15 protein-coding genes and 4 pseudogenes are annotated in these 20,725 nt (G+C 45.5%); 5 read left to right on the top strand and 14 right to left on the bottom strand.

The annotated features are described in order from the left end of the window. Nucleotides 1-238: 238 nt before the first annotated feature. A complete protein-coding gene (locus ACYF68_RS00080; RefSeq protein WP_461044980.1) occupies nucleotides 239-1,468 on the top strand; it encodes an IS110 family RNA-guided transposase in 1,230 nt (409 codons plus the stop codon). Between the two features lie 166 nt (nucleotides 1,469-1,634). Here ACYF68_RS00080 and ACYF68_RS00085 read toward each other — a convergent pair whose 3' ends face one another. The 11 genes and pseudogenes from ACYF68_RS00085 to kynU form a co-directional block, all read right to left on the bottom strand. Continuing rightward, complete coding sequence (locus ACYF68_RS00085) at nucleotides 1,635-2,936, bottom strand: pyrimidine-nucleoside phosphorylase (RefSeq protein ID WP_461044981.1); 1,302 nt, start codon at nucleotides 2,934-2,936, stop codon at nucleotides 1,635-1,637. Nucleotides 2,937-2,954: 18 nt separating this feature from the next. Then, nucleotides 2,955-3,869 (bottom strand): glycosyltransferase family 4 protein, encoded by a 915-nt coding sequence (locus ACYF68_RS00090; RefSeq protein WP_461044982.1) that lies wholly within the window; start codon nucleotides 3,867-3,869, stop codon nucleotides 2,955-2,957. Continuing rightward, nucleotides 3,854-4,090, bottom strand: a complete 237-nt coding sequence (locus ACYF68_RS00095; RefSeq protein ID WP_461044983.1) for a hypothetical protein — start codon at nucleotides 4,088-4,090, stop codon at nucleotides 3,854-3,856. Before ACYF68_RS00095 ends, ACYF68_RS00090 begins: the two co-directional genes overlap by 16 nt. A 16-nt stretch (nucleotides 4,091-4,106) precedes the next feature. Beyond that, complete coding sequence (locus tag ACYF68_RS00100; protein WP_380570205.1) at nucleotides 4,107-5,255, bottom strand: NAD-dependent epimerase/dehydratase family protein; 1,149 nt, start codon at nucleotides 5,253-5,255, stop codon at nucleotides 4,107-4,109. Nucleotides 5,256-5,412: 157 nt separating this feature from the next. After that, entirely contained in the window at nucleotides 5,413-7,638 is a 2,226-nt protein-coding gene (locus ACYF68_RS00105; RefSeq protein WP_461044984.1) for a TRAP transporter permease, read from the bottom strand. After that, nucleotides 7,628-8,155 (bottom strand): DUF1850 domain-containing protein, encoded by a 528-nt coding sequence (locus ACYF68_RS00110; protein WP_461044985.1) that lies wholly within the window; start codon nucleotides 8,153-8,155, stop codon nucleotides 7,628-7,630. Before ACYF68_RS00110 ends, ACYF68_RS00105 begins: the two co-directional genes overlap by 11 nt. Nucleotides 8,156-8,159: 4 nt before the next feature. Beyond that, nucleotides 8,160-9,205, bottom strand: a pseudogene (locus ACYF68_RS00115) (TAXI family TRAP transporter solute-binding subunit). A 41-nt stretch (nucleotides 9,206-9,246) separates the two neighbouring features. Then, nucleotides 9,247-9,600, bottom strand: coding sequence for a hypothetical protein (locus ACYF68_RS00120; protein WP_461044986.1), 354 nt, complete (start codon nucleotides 9,598-9,600; stop codon nucleotides 9,247-9,249). A 15-nt stretch (nucleotides 9,601-9,615) separates the two neighbouring features. Beyond that, nucleotides 9,616-10,457: pseudogene (locus ACYF68_RS00125) on the bottom strand (tryptophan 2,3-dioxygenase). After that, a complete protein-coding gene (gene kynB, locus ACYF68_RS00130; RefSeq protein WP_461044987.1) occupies nucleotides 10,450-11,079 on the bottom strand; it encodes an arylformamidase in 630 nt (209 codons plus the stop codon). The pseudogene ACYF68_RS00125 and the gene kynB overlap by 8 nt, the downstream one beginning before the upstream one ends. After that, nucleotides 11,079-12,343: pseudogene (gene kynU, locus ACYF68_RS00135) on the bottom strand (kynureninase). Before kynU ends, kynB begins: the two are co-directional and overlap by 1 nt. Before the next feature lie 139 nt (nucleotides 12,344-12,482). Here kynU and ACYF68_RS00140 point away from each other — a divergent pair. Next, nucleotides 12,483-13,199 (top strand): SDR family NAD(P)-dependent oxidoreductase, encoded by a 717-nt coding sequence (locus ACYF68_RS00140; RefSeq protein WP_461044988.1) that lies wholly within the window; start codon nucleotides 12,483-12,485, stop codon nucleotides 13,197-13,199. 21 nt (nucleotides 13,200-13,220) lie between these two features. Then, complete coding sequence (locus ACYF68_RS00145) at nucleotides 13,221-13,646, top strand: hypothetical protein (protein WP_461044990.1); 426 nt, start codon at nucleotides 13,221-13,223, stop codon at nucleotides 13,644-13,646. Nucleotides 13,647-13,692: 46 nt separating this feature from the next. On the opposite strand, the pseudogene ACYF68_RS00150 reads toward ACYF68_RS00145, so the two are convergent. Beyond that, nucleotides 13,693-16,038 (bottom strand): annotated as a pseudogene (locus tag ACYF68_RS00150) (glycogen/starch/alpha-glucan phosphorylase). Next, nucleotides 16,035-17,537 carry a 4-alpha-glucanotransferase gene (malQ, locus tag ACYF68_RS00155; RefSeq protein ID WP_461044991.1) on the bottom strand — a complete coding sequence of 501 codons (1,503 nt, stop codon included), beginning with the start codon at nucleotides 17,535-17,537 and terminating at the stop codon, nucleotides 16,035-16,037. Before malQ ends, ACYF68_RS00150 begins: the two are co-directional and overlap by 4 nt. Nucleotides 17,538-17,631: 94 nt before the next feature. Here malQ and ACYF68_RS00160 point away from each other — a divergent pair, with 94 nt between their 5' ends. Beyond that, the gene (locus ACYF68_RS00160; RefSeq protein ID WP_461044992.1) at nucleotides 17,632-18,324 is read left to right on the top strand and encodes a YjjG family noncanonical pyrimidine nucleotidase; all 693 of its coding nucleotides are present in this window, start codon (nucleotides 17,632-17,634) and stop codon (nucleotides 18,322-18,324) included. A gap of 147 nt (nucleotides 18,325-18,471) precedes the next feature. On the opposite strand, the gene ACYF68_RS00165 is transcribed toward ACYF68_RS00160, so the two are convergent. Continuing rightward, nucleotides 18,472-18,870: a MarR family winged helix-turn-helix transcriptional regulator gene (locus ACYF68_RS00165; RefSeq protein WP_461044993.1), complete on the bottom strand. Its 399-nt coding sequence runs from the start codon at nucleotides 18,868-18,870 to the stop codon at nucleotides 18,472-18,474. Nucleotides 18,871-19,017: 147 nt separating this feature from the next. Here ACYF68_RS00165 and ACYF68_RS00170 point away from each other — a divergent pair, with 147 nt between their 5' ends. Beyond that, nucleotides 19,018-20,610, top strand: a complete 1,593-nt coding sequence (locus ACYF68_RS00170; protein WP_461044994.1) for a BCCT family transporter — start codon at nucleotides 19,018-19,020, stop codon at nucleotides 20,608-20,610. The last annotated feature ends 115 nt before the right edge of the window (nucleotides 20,611-20,725 follow it).

Raw genomic sequence — 20,725 nt, forward strand, 5'->3', positions numbered from 1 at the left:
ACATACTAAGATTAGTACCACAGGACCCGGCCAGGTCCTGTGGTACTATTTTCATATAGTAGGAGTGGAGATCAGGTCGACGGGGTTTTAGGATTTAGAATCCGGAATAAAAACGGGCCAGCTCCACTATCCTTATCTGAATCAGATTCAGTATGTGGGATCTTCGAGATCGAGTATGAGAAAAGGGAATCGATGGGGATACGTGGTCACTTCTGCGTAAAAAAAGGAGGAGAACCAAATGAAAAGTGTCATCGCATTTGATGTCAGTATGGGACACAGCTACATGGTCGTCTATGATGCTTGGCAGCACTGTATATTCGAAGGGGACATCACGCATGCCAGGTCGGCTTTTGAAGATGTACGGATCCGGATTGAGGCGCAACGGAAACAGGATGGCGTCCTGCCCGCTATTGTATTTGAAGCCACAGGGGTCTACTCAAAGGCATTGGAACGCTTCATGCAGGCATGCGGGTTCGAGTATGCGCTGCTCAATCCACTGGCGGCCAAGATGCAGAGCCTGTCCATGCGGATGCACAAGACGGACCGGAGTGATGCACATAAACTCGCCCAGGCCTGTTTTACCCATCCGCCTCGCAACAAACAGGTTCAAGAAGGGTATTACGAAGAAATGCGCAGCCTCTCCCGCCACTATGCTGAACTGGAGCAGGAGGTTGTCCGGCTGAGAACCCGGATGCATGCCCTGGTCCAGATGACCTTCCCGGAACTGGAGCAGCTCTTTACCCGAACTTCCGACCTGTATCTTTCCATACTCCAACTGTTTCCGCATCCCGATCGGGTGACTGTGCTGTCCAGAACGAAAGTGAAGAATATGATCCTCGGCAGCACCGGAAAGCGCCAGTCCCGAAAACGCGCAGAAGAGAAAACCGATCAGCTGATGTCGGCGGCCGCAGATGCCTATCCGGCACTGTCTGCGGATGACGTCCGGATTGAACAGCTCAGAAACTATGCTGCACGCTGTCAGACCCTGCTGGAGCTGAAGCACCGGCTCATCCAGCAAATGGTCGCCATGTCTCAGGAACAGGCGGAATACCATATCCTGAAGAGCTTTCCAGGGATCGCAGACATTACAGCGGTCCGTATCATCGCTGAAGCCGGAGACATCCGCCGGTTCGACACGGCCAATCAGCTGAATGCCTATACCGGCATCGACATCCGCCGCCATCAGTCCGGCACCCTTCTGTACAAGGATAAGATCAATCGGCGCGGCAATAAGCATCTAAGGAAAATCCTGTACTACATGATCGAGAATATGATCCGGAACCAGAGGCACGCGGATAACCATCTGGTGGACTACTATCGGAAACTAAAAAAGCAACCCCATGGTAAACACCATAAGGTTGCCTGCATCGCCTGTGTGAACAAGTTTTTGAAGTGCCTCTTCCATCTTGTCACCGTTGGACAGCGATATGATTACGCTGTGGCCACCCACCACTGCGTCAATTCGTAACTCAAGTATATCACAGCCCCTGCTCCGAAAAAACTGAAAAAGCAGGGCCTATTTGGCATGCCAACACCCCTATCCAGCGGGGCGCCCCGCTGGATAGGGATGAAAAACATGGAATATATGCTTGAAATCTATTGACTAATCGTAAGAAAACTCCTCCCGGGGAGTTTTATCCGGTGATGACTTGTCTTACAAGTTCAATATTCACCTTGTTGCTGCCAATTTTATAATCCTTGAGAATCTTGGCTTCAACCTCTGCCACATCTTCTGTATTGCTGTGGATGACGGCAAGTGTGTCGCCAACTTCTACAGGGTCGCCGACCTTTTTCTTCAACACAAGGCCTACAGCCAGATCGATAACGTCTTCCTTGGTCTGACGCCCGGCTCCAAGCATCGCCGATGCGATACCAATTTCTTCAGCTTTGATTTCTTCCACGAATCCACTCTCTTTCGACTTAACCTCATATTGATAATCTGCTTGAGGCAGGCGCGATACATCGTCGACTACAGTCGGGTCGCCGCCTTGATTCTTCAAGAACATCTTAAATTTCTCAAGAGCCTTTCCATCATCGATGACCGCCTGGAGCTTTTCTTTGGCCTCATCCAAGCTTTCCGCAGCTCCTCCAAGGACTGCCATCTGTGCACCGAGCTCCAGACACAGCCTAGTCAAGTCTTCAGGGCCTTCGCCTTTAAGCGTTTCAATGGCCTCCTTGACTTCCAGGGCGTTGCCGATGGCATAGCCGAGTGGTTCTGACATGCTTGATATGATCGCCATTGTATTGCGGCCTACATTATTGCCGATTGATACCATTGCTTCTGCAAGTGCAACGGCGTCTTCCTCATGCTTCATGAAGGCACCATCCCCTGTTTTAACGTCAAGGACAATTGCGTCAGCGCCTGAAGCAATTTTCTTACTCATGATTGAACTTGCAATCAGGGGAATCGAATTGACTGTCGCGGTGACATCACGTAACGCATAGATCTTTTTATCTGCTGGGGTCAAGTTGCCGGATTGGCCTATGACCGCCACTTTGTCACGATTGACGATGTCTGTGAATTCCTTATCTGTAATCTCGACATGGAATCCTTCTACCGCTTCAAGTTTGTCGATTGTTCCACCTGTATGGCCAAGCCCCCGCCCACTCATTTTGGCTACAGGCACATCTAGGGCCGCCACTAACGGTGCCAAGACGAGTGTCGTGGTATCGCCTACTCCACCTGTCGAGTGCTTATCCACTTTAACGCCACTGATTGCCGAAAGATCGATTTCATCTCCGGATTTGACCATTGCCATTGTAAGATCTGCCCGTTCTGCTTGAGTCATGTCATTGAAGAATACAGCCATCAATAGGGCTGAAGCCTGATAGTCCGGGATATCCCCTTTTGTATAGCCGTCTATAAAATACTGGATCTCCTCTTTAGTAAGTTCTCCATTATCACGCTTTTTAGCGATTATATCGACCATTCTCATACATATCTTCCTTCCACACTATATAGTTTTACTTCCAACAGAGTGTCGGTTACGCGCCTCCATATAAAAATCTATCAATCTTTGGGAAGTCTTATCCCATGCAAAGTCCAGCGCTTCTTTTCTGGCATTTCTGCGCAGCAAGTCAAGATGTTCTGGGTCTTCAAGGACAGATACCGCCTCGAGCATACTTTCAATATTTTCATTTTCAAACAGCATTCCATTGACGCCATGTTCAACTTGTTCATTAGTCGGTCCACTTTTCGCGGCAATGACAGGTAGGCCTGAAGCCATCGATTCCAAAATGACAAGCCCAAGGGTTTCAGAAACTGACGGGAAGATGAATGCATCTCCAGAAGCAAATGCCTTCGACAATTCTTCTCCATGGATGAAGCCGGTAAATACCGTATTTGTACCCTTAAAACGCTTTTCGATCTCCGCCCGTGCTGGACCATCGCCGACCATGGCTAAGCTTATATCGGGGCGCTTTTCAAGTAGTGGCACCAATTTATGCAGTTCCTTTTCTATCGCTATCCTGCCGATGAATACTAGCAACTTATTGGACGGCTTTCCTCCGGTCAGCCATTCCCTCATCTTATCATCGCGAAACCGTGGATGCCGATGGTCTACGTCCACCCCGCGCGGAATGACGTCCAGACGTTCGATGCCTTGGGCATCAAGTTCCTCACGGATGGCCTGTGAGGTGACAAGGTTCAAATCCGCGTTTTTATGATTGCGTTTGATATACCACCATAACAGCGGTTTCGCCGGCTTATATATTTTATAGAAATCTAGATACTTCGGCAGATGGGTGTGGTAGGAGGAGACAAGCGGAATATCAAGTTTCTGTGCAGCCTTCACTGCACTCGTTGCGAGAAGGATTGGATTGACCGCGTGTACTACGTCAGGCTGGAATTTCTTCAGTTCATGATACACTTTACGAGAAGGAACCCCCATTTACGGTATCTATAAAAAGGGAAAGTGATCGGTTTGATACCGATCACTTTTGCACCTTTATAATCGTATACACCAAGGTCCGGAGCTATGACCAGAACTTCGTGTCCTTCCCGTATAAAGTAATCTATGGCTTTCGTCAATCTCGTCACTATCCCATCAGTCGATGGTAGAAATGTCTCTGTGACAATTGCTATCTTCATACGGTCTTACCTCTTTCTATTTCCAAGTCACTTGAGGAAGTACATTATCTACAATGATACGGTCCTTATGTTCCATTGCTTCCTGGAGGATTTCCTTAAGGACATCCTGCGTCAACAGGTGTGGTTCAAGACCAAGGTCAATCAGGTTTGTATTCACTGCATTGTAGTAGTGGTCTTCATTTTCAACACGCGGATTTTCTATTGATTTTACTGTCGCTTCAACATTCAGCTCTTCTGCTGCTTTTTTAGTCTTCTCAGCAAGTTCTTGAACAGAGAATGACTCAGTGAATTGGTTGAAGACACGGAATTCACCTTGTTCAGCCGGATTTTCCGCAGCGATTTCAACACAGCGGACGGTGTCCTGTATATTCAGGAAGGCCCGAGTTTGGCCACCTGAGCCGTAAACAGTGATATCGTGCCCGATGGCAGCCTGTACCAAGAACCGGTTTAGAGCGGTACCGAAAACAGCATCGTAGTCAAGACGGTTAGCCAACACTGGATCTTTCTTTGTCTCTTCAGTGTTCAAACCATAGACAATACCCTGGTTGAGGTCAGTTGCACGGATACCCCAGATCTTACAGGCGAACATGATGTTATGAGTATCATGCACTTTTGTCAGGTGATAGAAAGAACCTGGCTGTTTAGGGAACGGTAGAGTATCTTTTCTACCCTTGTGTTCGATTTCTATGTACCCTTCCTCGATGTCTATGTTCGGCTGTCCATATTCGCCCATCGTTCCGAGCTTTATAAGATGGCAATCAGGTTCAAATTCTTTTATTGCATAAAGTACGTTGAGATTTCCCAAAACGTTATTTTGCTGAGTATAGACCGCATGCTCACGATCTATCATGGAATATGGTGCTGACCGTTGTTCGGCAAAATGCACAAATGCTTCTGGGCGTTCATTTTTAAAGACCAGAGTCAGGAAATCATAATGGTTAAGGTCCCCTTCATACACTTTGATCTCTTTACCGGTGAGTTCTTTCCATTTATCCACGCGCTCCTGGAGCGAAGCAATTGGTGTTACAGAGTTGGAATGCAGTTCATTATCAATTTTGCGTCTCACCAGATTGTCTACAATCGTCACATCATGACCCTTCTCGGAAAGGTACAATGCTGTAGGCCATCCGCAGAAACCGTCTCCTCCTGCTACAATAATTCTCATTTAAAAATCCCTCGCTTCAAGTGTTATTTACAATACTCACAGTATACCACTAGTATACAACACCATTATAAAGATGTTTATGGCTTCGGACAAACTTTTAATGACTATTTGATGAAATGCTAAAAAGAAACCGGATCCTGATGGACCCAGTTCCTGATCAAACCGCTTCAGGTGCACGTTGTTGCTTTTTCTTCTTATAATACTGGAAAGCCACGAGTAGGATGAACAGCCCGATTGCCACTCCATCCGTCATCAGACTGCTCTGTATGAACAATAGTGCAGTAGCGACCGCAACTATCCTCTCTACAATATTGTAGCGGGTGAGCATATAGTTTTGGATGAATGACGCAAATGTCGCCATTCCTATTGCAGCAGTGAGGACGGCCCATGCCATTTCAAGTACCGTGGCATCTGTAATCAGCAATATAGTAGGATTTATCGCAAACATAAACGGCAGAAGAAGTGCCGCAGAATCGTATTTGAAGCCCTGCACCCCTGTACGGATTGGACCGGCGTTCGCAATACCGGCCGTCGCATAGGCGGGCAGGTTTATTGGTGGTGTGTCATCTGCAAGCACACCATAATACAGGACAAAGAGGTGGGCTACAATGATTGGCAAGCCCAAATTGGTGAGCACTGGCGCAATCACTGCAGCAAGTACCACATAAGTCGCTGTAGTCGGCAAACCAAGTCCCAGCAGCAGACATGCAAACACCGTTAGTATCAACGCAATATAAATTTGGGTGTTATCGGTGATCATGAAGGTCGGCAGTGAAGATTCAATGGTATCTGAAAACTCTATGACGATACGTGTGAATTTCGTAGACAAACCGCTTGTCGTGATGACGCCGATCAAAATCCCTGCAGTCGCACACGCCACTATAATGCTCAGCGCATTCCTGGAAGCGGTGTCGAAACCTTCCAATAATTCCTTGCTTCCGTATTCCGACTTCACCTTGTCATGTCTCATCTTCCGTTGGAAGAGGCCAAATAGAAACGCCACAAGGATTCCACCCAACACCATGGTGAATATCGAGTCCCTCCATCGGATCGTCTGGTTGTTGAAGACCCTTATTCCAAAAACGTCATTCAACGCGACCAGTCCCTGGTTAAGGTATCCAACCAGATACTGCATCGCAAACGTGAGTGCAAGCAATATCGCCGCATAAAGTATCGTTCGTCCCAGACGTTCCTTGAAGCGATAGGTAAAGAGTGCTATGACAATCATTGCTATGATCGTATAGAATGCCGAAGCGTTGACCGATGCGCGTTCAATGACGAGATAATACAGCAGAATCAATATCGGCACCAGCATATAACCTTGCTTCATAAGTAATTTCCGGGCTGAGGACATTTCAGAACGTTCCATCCCCGAGATATTATGTTTACCCGCTTCAAAATGAACCATGAACAAAATGCCGACGTAAGCCAATATCGCTGGAATGAATGCACTTTTAATGATTTCATAATAAGGGATCCCTGTGAATTCCACCATGATGAAGGCCGCAGCCCCCATAACAGGCGGGAGGAATTGCCCGCTTGAAGAAGCTGCTACTTCGACGCCACCTGCCACATGAGAGGGAAATCCGACCTTCTTCATCAAAGGTATCGTGAATGTACCTGTAGTAACTGCGTTTGCTGTAGAACTCCCGGAGATGCTCCCCATCATTCCGCTTGCGACCACACTGGCTTTGGCGGGGCCTCCCTTGTATTTACCGAACCCTCTGATGGCGAGATTGATGAACATTTTACCTGCCCCAGTCGATTCAAGTATGGCACCGAACAGTATAAAGATGAAAACAAATTGCGCTGAGGCGTAGATCGGCGTGCCGAATATACCATTGCTACGATAGACAATTTCATAGACGAATCGGGAAAAGTCCCCTCGATTATGGTAGAAATCTCCCGGCATGAATTGGCCCAAAAAGAAATAACCCATAAAAATGGCTGCTATTATGACTAGAGGCAGGCCGACCACGCGACGCGTGGCTTCAATGACTATGAGTACAAAAAGCGCGCCTACCAACAAATCCACTTCGGTAGGGCGAGCCGACATTATAGCTTCAGCCGTCTGCCGATTGATGAGATATATTCCTATACCCAAAGTCAAAACTGCAAGGCACAAATCATACCAAGGTATGGTCTTCTGGTTCAAACCTTTTTTTATCGGGAAAATCAGGAATGCAAGGACGACCCCCAATATAAGGTGGATGACCAGGAAAGTCCTGGACCCGATGCCAGGCAGGCCAAACCCAGCCACATAGAGGTGGAAGAATGCCAGAGATAGAGCCACAAAACTGACCAATCGGCCCATCTTCTTCCCGAGTTCCCTGTCACTTCCTTCCAGTTCCTGGAGCAATTTTTTCTGTTCTTTATCTTCCATTGATTTCACCTCTCTCGAATAAGGTCCGGGTGACATTGACCTCCAGATTCCTGCCTTTGAACGGCGGTTCAGAAATGAGTATGTCATCGTCTCCTATCATGATGTGATGAGGAAATACAGAGGATGGGCGTATTCTCAAGGTCCCTCCATGGACAGGTCTGTTGATTTCACTGATGATGAACTTGCCATCCTCGAGTTCCATCACTTCCCCTTCATAAGGCATTCCGGCCCCAAATGATTCCGTATGGCTCTCCATCGTATATATATCTGTACCGCGCACTTCAAAAATTTCCTTCACAGGCGAGCGCTCGACTGAATGTATGTATTCAACAGAGAAACGTTCCCCGTCATCAATCCGGGTGCTGTATAAAACCTCACCTGTTTCCATGTCAGAAATCGAAATACGGAAAGGCGCTGTTATATAAAGAATGACGAGTAACGCTACCACTGAAATTCCAATAAGGGAGAAAAAGACATTGCGGCGACGCAATGTCTTTTTCTTATTACTAGTATCCATTCAATTACTGCTCATCATAATATTTTTTGGCGCCCGGATGAAGGTCAATCGGCATACCATCCTGTGCAGTGTCGAGCGTCACTTCTTCACCACGGACATGAGCATTGCTCAAATCATCAAGATTTTCAAACAGCGCCTTCGTCATTTCATACATCTGATCTTCAGGAATATCATTGGAGGCAATCACCATAGCTTGTACAGCTACCGTAGTCGCTGTGCTGTCAAAGTTTTCATAAGCATCTTCAGGAATATCCTGTTGTGTATAATAGGAATATTCTTCTGTCAATGAATCAATTGCATCCTGATCGAAGCTGATCAACTTCACATCTGCACTGGCACTCAATTCCTGAATCGCACCAGTTGGTGTTCCGGCTGTAACGAATGCTGCGTCGACGTTACCGTCTTGGAGATTCGTCGATGCATCGGCGAAATCAAGATACTGTGCATCCAAATCAGATTCGCTCAAACCATGAGCTTCAAGAATCTGTTTTGCGTTTGCTTCTGTTCCTGACCCAACGTCCCCAATCGCTACACGTTTACCTTCCAAATCCGATACAGATTCAATGCCTGAGTCTGCAATTGTAACCAACTGAATCGTTTCAGGATAAAGCGTGAGCACCCCGCTGTAATTTTCAAGTGGCTCTTCAAACATGTTCGTACCCTCTACTCCGTAGTATGCAATATCATTCTGACAAGAGCGAGTTGCGCTTCACCATTATTCAACTGCTCCGTATTGGAAACGGAAGCACCTGATGAAACACCAGTAGCCGACACATCTTCCAATTGGGAATCAATGATATCCGCCATCGCAACACCAATCGGGAAGTACACCCCTGCTTCGCCGCCGGTCAACACAGTGACATTTTCAACCCATCCTTCTCCAGAAGAGTCTCCTTCACCTGAACTGGACTCCCCCTCTCCTTCGCCACCACTGCCACAGGCAGCTAAGGCAAAAGATAGAGACATCATCAATACAAGCAACCATGAAAATTTCTTCATAATCCCAGTCCCCTTTGTATTTTTTATCTTGCTTACTATATATTGTAACATAATAGCGTTTACATTGGCTTAATATTTTAGAATATTCTATTTTATTGGAACAAAAAAAGACCCCTCAGGGGCCTTTTATTTCGGGTCGTCGTCCATACTTTACTGTTTTTATGCCGTTTGGTATGTGCATAGACATTTTCACCTGCATAATCTTCATTGGTATATACGGTAATATCAAAGTATTTTCCATCTTCCGAGAAAGGCTCTTCCAGATAGACGTCTTTTAAATGTTCGTATAAATGCTTCATGCCTTCCATCTTAAGGCCCGGGTATTCCCGTAGGACACGCTTCTGCAATCGTGCACCCGATCCGGCCACTTCCTGCACAACAATCACAAACGTCTCATCTTCTTTTATCACATCATCAAATATATTGGTCTGTCCAAAATCACGCATTGCAAGCCACCCTTCCTAAAGTTCAGTACGTAATTCCCAAAGTTCTTCGAAGAAATAATCATCTATGACGCGTTTCAGATAGTTCACACCAGAGCTCCCCCTGTGCCTTTCTTGAAACCGATGATCCTCTCGACAGTCTTCATATGCCTAAATCGCCATTGACTGTACAGGTCTTCCACATCAACCAGTTTTTCGAGCATCTCATACAGTTCAAAATAATCTTCAGTATTGAGGTATATCTGTTTGAAGGCCTCTTTGACGGATGGATTAGGCACATATTTCTCCATTACATCGCGCTCGAGGACTTCTTTGTCTATATTGAAGCCCGCCCTATCCACAGCGCGGATAACTTCATCATAGATACTCGGTGACATGATCTGCTTTTTCAACTTCGCATGGATGATAGGATCTTTTTCATAAATCTTTAATGCATGTGTCGTCTTGTAGCCGAGACTGAATTCCATCATGCGGTTTTGATAGGATTGAAAACCGGATGCATTACCTAGTGCTTCCCTGAATTTTAGATAGTCGCTTGGAGTCATTGTTGAAAGTACATCCCATGCAGCAATGATCTGCCTTTGTATATTCGTCACCCGCGCAAGTTTTTTGAACGATTCCCTGAAATTATCCGCCCTTATATCTTTAATGGCTGAATTTATTTCATGGATGATGAGTTTCATCCACAATTCCGTCACCTGGTGGATGATGATGAACAATGTCTCATCGTGTTCTTCACTCATAGTGTCCTGGGCAAACAGTATTTGCTCCAGGTTGAGGTATTCGCTGTATGTCATATCTTTTGTAAAATCAGTCTTCACTTCTTCTCCGTCTAGTGTATGATCCTGATAATCAGTCATTTAAATCCCCCTTATACTGCAGCGCTGCACGCACTGGCGAACCATCCGCCCCTTTAATCTTCAATGGCAATGCAACAAATTCATAGTAGCCTGGAGTGACATCGTCCAGCACTGCATTTTCAAGAATCATGATGTCTCTCGCATGGAGTAGATGATGAATATCAAGGGTTTTGGAGTCAATCGGATCTACTGAAGTGACATCTGTCCCGAACAGTTTGATTCCTTGAGCAGCCATATATTCCACTGCCCTTTTTTCAAGCACGGGTATACTTTTCGGAAAAACTGTAGTGTCGGTTTTTCTTTTAGTTTTTATAAGCAGTATATTCCCTCTGATATCAAACTGCTTGATTGCCTCAAGACCCAGTTCTTTCGGGTTTTCTATTGCTATCACTGTCGCCTCTCCGATATATCGGTTGATATCCAGCTGATCGACGGTATCGCCATCTTCCTCGAAATGAAATGGCGCATCAATATGGGTACCGATATGAGTGCTCGTTGTGATCTTTCCAATATTCACGGAACCACTCTCTGCCTTGGTAACAGTACGTTCATAGGCAAAAGGCGTATCCTCAGGCCAATGTGCGATATCCTCTTCAAGCATCTGGGTAATATCCATCCACATTAGGCAATCACTCCCCGCTTATTCTCAAACTTTTCATATAGCCGTCCATCCATAATTTCTTTTAATATCATTATCGTATGATACACATCTTCAAATGAGTTGTAGAGGGCAACGGGTGCAATTCGGACGTAGCTCGGCGCCCTGAAATCGGGAATGACGCCCTTGGATTTCAACGCTGCATTGATGCCTGCTGCATTGGGGTGGCCAATTAGGATATGGCCCCCTCTTGCATCGTAATCTTTGGGGTGACGATTTCAATTTCATCTCCCTCGAACATATCCTCAATCATCGCAATCATGAAATCCGTCAATTCGAGGGATTTTTTGCGGATGGCTGCAATGCCTGCCTCCTCAAATATTTCGAGTGAGCCAAGAAGCGGCGCCATAGAAAAGATGTGGGGGGTCCCGACTTGGTACTGGCTGATGTCGGAGGCAGGATCAAACGTATGGGACATATCGAACTGGGTTTCTTTATTATTGCCGAACCATCCCCTCAGAGAGACTTCCCGAGAATGGTGTTTTTCACTCACATACAATCCGGCAACAGAACCTGGGCCACCGTTTAGATGTTTGTAAGTACACCAGATTGCAAAATCAACTCCCCACTCCTTTAAATCATGAGGGATTGCACCGATTGAGTGGCACAGGTCAAAACCGATAATGATGTCATGCTTTTTTGCATGCTCTGTTATCTGTTCCATGTCCAAAATCTGTCCACTCCTGTATAGGACAGAAGGCAAAAGAACCAATGCGATACTATCATCCATCATATTTATGATGGTCTCTGTTGACAATGTATGCCCGTTCGGGGAAGGCACTTTGACCATACCATCCGAGTAGCCGGAATCATCGAGGATTGCTTGCACAGCATAAATATCAGAAGGGAAGTTCAATTCATCCACCAAGATCTTATACCGCTCCTCTGTCGGTTTATAGAGCGTCCTTACCGTCTGATGGATATTCATTGTAGTTGAATTCGTCGCGAGCACTTCGTGGTGCCCGGCTCCAATGAGATCAGCCATCATTTCCCCTATGCGTTCGCTCATATAGAACCACGGCCGTTCCCCTTCGGTCCATCCATCGATGGCATGGCGTTTCCAATCTTCCATGACCGAGAGCAGACTTTCCTCAGCTGCCTTGCTCATCAGCCCTAGGGAGTTGCCGTCCATATAATAACTGCCTGAACCGATATAGAACTGTGATCTGAATTTCGCCAATGAATCATTTGAATCTTTACTGTGTGCTACTTTCAACCATTCTTCCATAATATGCCTCCTTATTGTAAATGTAAGCCTTTTCTCCATTATACAGCGAAATCCCCACAATTAAAGTCTCATCCATGTCTGTTCTTCCCCCTCTTTGTTATAATGATAATATAGCAATGAACAAGAAGGAGAATCGTATATGCAGGAGATTACTGGTAAATATGCAGTCATCACGGGCGGCACACGCGGCATTGGACTGGCAACAGCCCATGCTTTGGCCGAAGAAGGTGTAAACGTAGCAATAATCGGAAGAAATGCCGACACTTTGGCTGATGCTGCCGATTCACTCAGAAAACATGATGTACAGATTGTCGCTTTGAACGGAGATGTTTCACGTAATGAGGATGTAACACGCATGTTGAACGAAGTGAAGGATGCTTTCCCTCGCATCGATATACTCATCAATAATGCCGGCATCATGAAACATATGCCTTTCCTTGAAAGTTCCGAAGATGACTTAAGTGAGATGATGAATGTCAACCTGTTCGGCATCTACAATATGATGCATGGCGTCCTCCCGATGATGCAGGAGCAAGGTCTTGGTGATGTCATCAACATCTCTTCCATGTCCGGCTTGAAGGCTTCCTCACATAGCGCACTCTATTCTGCCACTAAATATGCTGTCATAGGCATGACAGAAGGCGTGATGCAGGAAATGCGCAAACATAATATTCGCGTTTCCTACTTGACACCGTCAGCCGTGCTGACTGACCTCATTGGAGAATCCAGCCTGAAAGAAGAATCAATGACCCATCCGGAAGATATTGCGGACATCATTGTCAGTCAACTCAAGCTGAATCCGCGCACTTTCATCAAAACAAGTCAAATGTGGGCAACCAATCCCATCCACAAATAATAAACGTTAAGGAGTGGTGACATGGCAGGACCTGCCCTGAAACAATTGCATGCACATAGAGCCATCCACGATGCAAGCCTAGGAGGTGCAGAGGATCACGTAGCCGATATGAAAATCATGCTGAATAAAATGGAACATAAGGAACTTGCTGAAGAAATGCAATCGTTCATCGAATTTGTTGAACAGCGTATATTGACACATGCCGACAGCGAAGAGGAAGATTCAGGGCTATATGAAGAAACTGTACGCAACAATCCCGATATGCATGACAAGATTCAACATCTGACCCGAGACCACGATCTGATGCGAATCATGATCGATAAGATGAAGGATGAACTTTCCAAAGATGAAGTCGATTTCCAAAAGCTTGTAGATTACTCTGTTTCAATCGTCATTGTAGATGAGATCCATTCACGGGATGAAGAAGCATTGCTGCTGTCCGAATAATAAGAAAAAGTGCCCAGCCGTAGCCGGTTGGGCACTTTTCATGCAATCATCCTTTATTGACAAGCCATATTTCTTTTGCATACTCTTCAAGCGTCCGGTCGGATGAAAATTTACCGGCGTTCGCCATATTGATGAATCCTTTCCTGTAAAACATCTTCGGATCTTTAAAATCACTTGCTATCTGATCCTGCGCCTCACGATAACTTGAAAAATCTTCCAGCACGAAGTACTGGTCGTCATGGATGAGGCTGTCATATAAGTCTTGGAACATACCGGTGTTATTGTCGTTGAAAGTCCCGTCAACAAGCGACTCGACCACGTCTTTCAACCCTTCTGTCTTCTTAAGAGCCTTTTGGGATCATATTCACCGCGTTTTTCTACAACTTCAGCAACTTCCATTCCAAAGATGTAATTGTTCTCCCGACCCGCTTCCTCTACGATTTCCACATTCGCGCCATCCATCGTACCGACTGTGACGGCACCATTCAGCATGAATTTCATATTGCCTGTTCAGAAGCTTCCTTCCCGGCCAGGGAAATTTGTTCTGAAACATCGGCTGCTGGGAACAGCTTCTCTGCATAGGAGACACCGTAGTTTTCCACGAACACGACCTTGATGATAGTGTTGACCTCCGGATCTTTATTCACTCTATTTGCAAGCTCATTGATGAATTTGATGATTGATTTTGCAGCATAATAGCCGGGAGCCGCTTTCGCTCCAAAGATGAAGCTCCGCTTGGTCCAATCGGCATCAGGTTCTGCTTTGATGCGGTTATACAAGTCTGCTATATAGAACGCCATCATAAGCTGACGCTTATATTCGTGCAGGCGCTTTATCTGATGTCGAAGATGGAATCGGGGTCGATATCGACTTCCTCGTGGAAGCGTATATAATCGGCAAGTTCCACTTTCTTTTCTTTTTTGACGTGTATGAAACGCTCCAGCACTTCCTCTTCTTCAAATCTTCCTTCAATACCCTTCAACTTCATCAGATCAGTGATCCAATCTTTTGAACCAATCAAATCGGTGATCATTTCACTTAATTGAGGATTCGATTGCAATAGCCATCTCCTTTGAGTAATGCCGTTAGTCTTGTTGAGTATGCGGTCAGGAAAAATATTATGCCACGCTTTGATGACATCCGTTTTCAGCAGTTCGGTGTGGATGGCAGCTACACCGTTGACAGCACTAGTTGCATAGATGGACATAAAAGCCATATGAATCGAGTTGTTTTGGATGATCAGGTATTTATGCCAATCTGACTCATCTACATTCCACTCTTTTAGTTCGCCGATCAGACGTGCATTAATCTGTTCAATATAAGGATAGAGGTTCGGCACTGCCGAGATGAACAAATCCTTTTCCCAAACTTCCAGTGCTTCTGCCAATAGCGTATGGTTCGTATACGCCATCGATTTTTGGGTGATATCGAAAGCTTTTTCGAACTCCACACCCTCATTTTCAAGCAGTCGGATTAATTCAGGTATCGCCATGGCTGGATGGGTGTCGTTCAACTGTATGGAATGCATCTTGGAGAAATCATCATAGTTCTTATGGCCTTCCGCCTTATAATTCTCCATAAGATCCTGCAAAGAGGCCGATGTGAAGAAATATTGCTGCTTCAATCTGAGGCGTTTGCCTTCATACGTCGAGTCATTGGGGTAGAGTATGCGCGAAATCGTTTCTGCTTCGTTCTGGGCACGGACAGACTCGATGTACTTGCCTTCATCGAATGCATTAAAATCGAATTTATTGATGGCTTCCGCTTTCCATAGACGCAGCGTATTGATTGTCTCCCCTCCATACCCTACAATCGGCATATCATAAGGGACCGCTTCTACTTTGTCCTCTTCGCTGAATTCAACAACCCTCGTATCATTGCTGTTCTTTATAAGCCACGGATTGTCATGCTCAAGCCACGGATCCGCTTCCTCCACCTGAAAACCATTAACAAAATTTTGCTTGAATATGCCATATTGGTAAAGGATTCCATAGCCCGACAAAGGATAATCAAGGGTTGCCCCTGAGTCGAGGAAACAAGCAGCCAGACGGCCCAATCCTCCATTTCCGAGGCCAGCATCATCCTCAGCTTCCTCGAGGGCATTATAGTCGACTCCCATCTCTTCAAGTGTACGTTTGACTTCATCTTCCATACCCACATTGACAAGGTTATTGCTGAGTGCGCGTCCCATCAGGAACTCTGCAGACAGGTAATAGGCCTGTTTCTTCTTTTTGAATTTATTTTTTGATTCTATCCATTTTGGCACAAGCTGTTCCATGACTGCATTGCCAACCACGATGAACTGTTCTTTTTCATTCAATTCATAGAAGGATTGTCCATGGCTCTCATACGCCTGGCCTTCGATTCTTTCTTTGAGTTTTAATGATGTCATAGCGACCTCCCGTATCGTTCGTTCATATTTTTCAGATAGTCTTTATGCGCCTTGGTGAGCATACCAGGTGTCAAACGCCATTCCCAATTGCCGCCAATTGTGGATGGGACGTTAAACCGCGCAGCATCATCCAGGCCCAGAAGATCCTGCACAGGTATAATTGCAAGATTCGAACTGGATGCAAAAACACCTCTGATGCAGCCGTTGACGTGCCCCTCTGCCTCAGTCAAGTTCAAATATGCTTGGACTTTGTTGAAAGTATCATTATCCGCACTATCCAGCCATCCCTTTGTGGTCTGTGTATCATGGTTGCCTGTATAGGCAATCGTATGCCTTGTGTAGTTATGAGGCAGATATTCCGATTCTTTGCCTCCGAAACCAAATTGAAGCACTTTCATTCCTGGATAGCCGGTCGATGCAATAAGTTCATAAACTTCCTCGGTAAGGAATCCAAGGTCTTCAGCCAGTATATCCTTCTCTCCTAATTTTTCGCGTATGGCTTCAAAGAGAGACAGTCCAGGACCTTTCACCCATCTGCCATCTTCAGCCGTTTCGTCTTGGGCTGGCACTTCCCAATATGCTTCAAATCCTCTGAAATGGTCAATCCGCACAGTATCATATAATTCGAAGCTTTCTTCGACACGTCTGATCCACCAATGGTAACCCTCTTCCTTCATCTTCTCCCAATCATAGATGGGGTTCCCCCATAGCTGTCCGGTATCGCTCATCATATCGGGTGGAACTCCTGCCACCACACTCGGATGCAGGTTTTCATCAAGTTTATAGAGGTCTGGTCGCGACCATACATCGACACTGTCTGCAGCCACATAAATAGGTATGTCCCCAATAATCTTTATGCCTTTCCCATTGGCATACTCCTTAAGATCATGCCAATGTTCAAAGAAGAGATATTGGGTGAATACCCAAAACATTATCTCCGCTTCATACTTCCCGTAGAAGCACTGCAGCGTCTTATCATCCCGTAAGCGGTAGCGTTCAGGCCATTCCGTCCAGGCTGCATTATCATGGGCCCGTTTGACCGCCATAAACAGGGCGAAATCAGGCAGCCAATCTGAATGGCGCTCCATCATGGCTTCCAATTCATCTTTCACATCAGGATACGCACGTTGAAATGCTGTATCCAGCAACGCCATTTTGCCTTCATATAATTTTGCGTAATCGACTGTCTCGTCATCTTCACCCAGATCCGTCTTCGTGATTTCAGATTTCCTCAGCCAACCGGATTCAATGACCCTATCCAGATCGATAAAATAAGGATTGCCGGCAAAAGCGGAAAAACTTTGATAGGGCGAGTCCCCGTAACTCGTAATGCCAAGCGGCAGTATCTGCCAGTACTTGGTTCTCGAAGCGCTGAGAAAATCTACAAATTGGTATGCATTTTCTCCAAAATCACCAATTCCGTATTTCCCGGGTAATGAAGATATGTGAAGCAATATTCCACTGGAGCGCTCTTCCATGTGCATCCTCCCTTTGTGCAAACGTTTGCAATTCCACTTAAGTATACCATATGCATTTACACTAAAATAACTTTATAATTGTTGATGTTACCACACATCGTAAGGAGGCTAAAACTTGAAGGATTATAAAACGCTGCTATTCGATTTGGACGACACACTATTGGACTTTGGTCACGCTGAACAAACCGCTCTGAAGAAGGTCCTTGAATATCATGGGGTCACGAGCACCCCACAGCACTTCAGCATGTACAAGGAAATAAACAGAAAACATTGGGAGATGCTTGAACAAGATCTGATCACAAAAGAAGATGTCTTGAAGTTGCGTCACGAGCGTTTCTTCTCCACCCTTGGCTTTGAAGTCGATGGTCATGAAGTCGATAATCTGTACCGCAGCAATATCGCTGAGTACGGCACTCGGCTGTTCGATGGAGCCCTGGATCTCCTTCATAGTTTGTCACATCATCACGATCTGTACATCATCACCAACGGCGTCAAGGAGACTCAGGAGGCCCGACTTTTGAAATCAGGTTTGCAACCTTATTTTTTTGATGTTTTCATCAGTGAGGATACGGGGTATCAGAAACCTATGAAGGCTTTTTTTGATCATGTAGCTATGAATATTCCAGGATTTAGGCATGATGAAGCACTCATCGTCGGCGATTCGTTGACATCAGATATCAAAGGAGGCATCAATAGTGGAATAGACACATGCTGGTTCAACCCTGACAACCATACGAATCCTCATTCTTATGCTCCTGATTATACAGTTAGACGGTTGGATGAACTTACAGAAATACTGAATTACTGAAGGGGACGTTTCCTGTGAAACAATATGATGCATCCTAAAACTCGGCGGATTGAGCACAAAAAAAGGAACGACACATTCATGTCGCCCCCTCACTATGGATCTCATGTCAGCCGCTGGCATTCTTACCCAACTTCTTCAGTAAATCAATCAACTGAGCCTTCTCTTCTGCATCCAGTCCCCGGACACTTGCTCAAGACGCTTCGCATGCTCCGGAAAAGTGTGTTTCATCAATTCCTGACCATTTTCCGTCAGGCTAGCATAGGTGATGCGCCGATCGCCACTGTATTGCTCTTTCATAACGTATCCTTCTCGTACAAGATTGTTCACGACGTACGTAATTGAACTTGAAGAAATCAATACTTTTTCCCCAATATGCTGAATTTGCTGGGGACCTTTACTATACAACAGTTCAAGAACCGCAAAAGCCGTCGGTTTCAAACCATGCTTCCGCATATCCCTGAAAGCTTCGGTCTGCAAGGCATGGAAAGCGTGGTGAAGTATAACATATAATTTCAAAGATAGTGCTTGATCATTGGATTCGTCCATGGTTCATTTCTCCATTCGAGTTTATATTATCTTCATAACGTTTATTGTACTACAAAACATTTTAGGGATTGAAAATGTGTTACACTGCTTGCATATGCATTACGCATGTATATAGTGTAACAATTTAATGACAAGGAGGAAAACAAAATGTCGAACAAACCAAAACTCACTGGATGGAGGGCGATTGATTGGAAAATATTTCTACCTTCTGTTTTACTAATCATTGCAATAAGCATACCCTTTTCATTCTATGAGTCGCAGTCTCTAAAAATACTTAACGGGATTTTCGATCAGATTATAGCTTCGTTCGGATGGGGGTACATCTGGTATGCCACCATTCTACTCGGACTTGGCCTTTACCTCTCTTTTTCAAAATACGGCCAGGTCGTGTTGGGGGACCCTAGTGAGAAACCACGGTTTTCATTATTATCCTACGCTTCGATATTGATTGCAATGGGACTTGGTTCCACCATAATGAGAACTGGTATGATACAGTGGGCCGAAGTTGCAAACAACCCCCCTTTCGGTATAGAAGCTGGCTCCAATGAAGCCCTATTATGGGGTAACGCCTATGCGATGTACATGTGGAGCTTCCAGATCTTCTCCATATTCGTCATGACTGCTCCTGCAGTCGCTTATGTCATCCACGTAAAGAAACGGCCGATGATGCGCATCTCAGAAGCGACACGCGTCATTTTCGGAGATAAATTCACTGATGGCATCGGCGGTATACTTATTGATATACTCTTCCTTGTCAGCATCCTTTCAGGTGCTGCCGTCACGTTGGGGTTAGGCACACCGATCATCACCTCCAACCTGGCTGCCCTTCTTGATATGGAAGTGACATTCACTATGACCATGATCGTCACCCTCATCTGGGTATCATTGTTCTCGCTCAGTGCATACCTCGGCATCGAGAAAGGCATCAAGCGGTTGAGCTTGGCGAACATGTACCTTGCAGGCTTGCTTGCAATTTTCATATTGATCGTCGGACCAGGTGTCTTCATCTTTGATTATTTTACGGACACGGTCGGCCATCTGCTAAACAACTATTTCACCTATTCTCTATTTACGGATTCGTTGGCCGTGGAACAATCTGCACATATGCGTGACCACATGATATTCTGGATTGCATACAGTTCTACTTGGGCGATGCTCCACAGTGTCTTTGCCGCCAAAATATCCAAGGGAAGAACGATAAAGGAAATGATACTGACTTATCTTCTTGCACCGACATTGCTGTCTTGGATTGCTACAGGCGTGCTGGGAGGCATCGGAGTCTACAGCCAACTGAATGGAGAACTCGATGTGTTGGCATTGGCAAGCGAACAGGAAGCGGTTCAGATAATACCAGACATCCTTCAGACATTGCCGCTCTCAAGCATAGTGATGGTCGTCTATATCATCATAGCAATGATTTTCCTTACTACGACACTCGACTCTACAACGTTTACAATTGCTGCCTATACAAGCAAGAATGACATGAGTAAACAGGATCCGTCGAAATTCTTGAGGATATTTGTTGCTCTCGTCATCACAGGATTGGCTCTTGTGCTCATGCAGATCGGAGGTCTCGGCCCACTTGAAATTGTGTCCGGTTTGATGGGATTACCAATCATTTTCCTACAGTTCCTGACAGTCTATGCTGTAATAAAGATGATTGATAAGGACGAGGCCTGGAAATACAATACAAAAGCAGCCGCGAAAAAGCAGAAGAATGCCTCAAGTGATTCATACTAGTAACGTTGGGCATACTTTAATTTAATGATTCCGCCCCCTCTAGTTTGGTCATTTAGTAAGACAGAAGCACCCTATGGATTGTTTGCACAATACCCATAGGGTGCTTCTTCATGTT

This window comes from Salinicoccus sp. CNSTN-B1, from assembly GCF_054792835.1.

Coding starts and splice junctions, on each gene's coding strand:
- ACYF68_RS00080 (WP_461044980.1), top strand. CDS start 239: ATGAAAAGTGTCATCGCATTTGATGTCAGTATGGGACACAGCTACATG.
- ACYF68_RS00085 (WP_461044981.1), bottom strand. CDS start 2,936: ATGAGAATGGTCGATATAATCGCTAAAAAGCGTGATAATGGAGAACTT.
- ACYF68_RS00095 (WP_461044983.1), bottom strand. CDS start 4,090: ATGAAGATAGCAATTGTCACAGAGACATTTCTACCATCGACTGATGGG.
- ACYF68_RS00100 (WP_380570205.1), bottom strand. CDS start 5,255: ATGAGAATTATTGTAGCAGGAGGAGACGGTTTCTGCGGATGGCCTACA.
- ACYF68_RS00105 (WP_461044984.1), bottom strand. CDS start 7,638: ATGGAAGATAAAGAACAGAAAAAATTGCTCCAGGAACTGGAAGGAAGT.
- ACYF68_RS00110 (WP_461044985.1), bottom strand. CDS start 8,155: ATGGATACTAGTAATAAGAAAAAGACATTGCGTCGCCGCAATGTCTTT.
- ACYF68_RS00120 (WP_461044986.1), bottom strand. CDS start 9,600: ATGCGTGATTTTGGACAGACCAATATATTTGATGATGTGATAAAAGAA.
- kynB (WP_461044987.1), bottom strand. CDS start 11,079: ATGTGGATGGATATTACCCAGATGCTTGAAGAGGATATCGCACATTGG.
- ACYF68_RS00140 (WP_461044988.1), top strand. CDS start 12,483: ATGCAGGAGATTACTGGTAAATATGCAGTCATCACGGGCGGCACACGC.
- ACYF68_RS00145 (WP_461044990.1), top strand. CDS start 13,221: ATGGCAGGACCTGCCCTGAAACAATTGCATGCACATAGAGCCATCCAC.
- ACYF68_RS00165 (WP_461044993.1), bottom strand. CDS start 18,870: ATGGACGAATCCAATGATCAAGCACTATCTTTGAAATTATATGTTATA.
- ACYF68_RS00170 (WP_461044994.1), top strand. CDS start 19,018: ATGTCGAACAAACCAAAACTCACTGGATGGAGGGCGATTGATTGGAAA.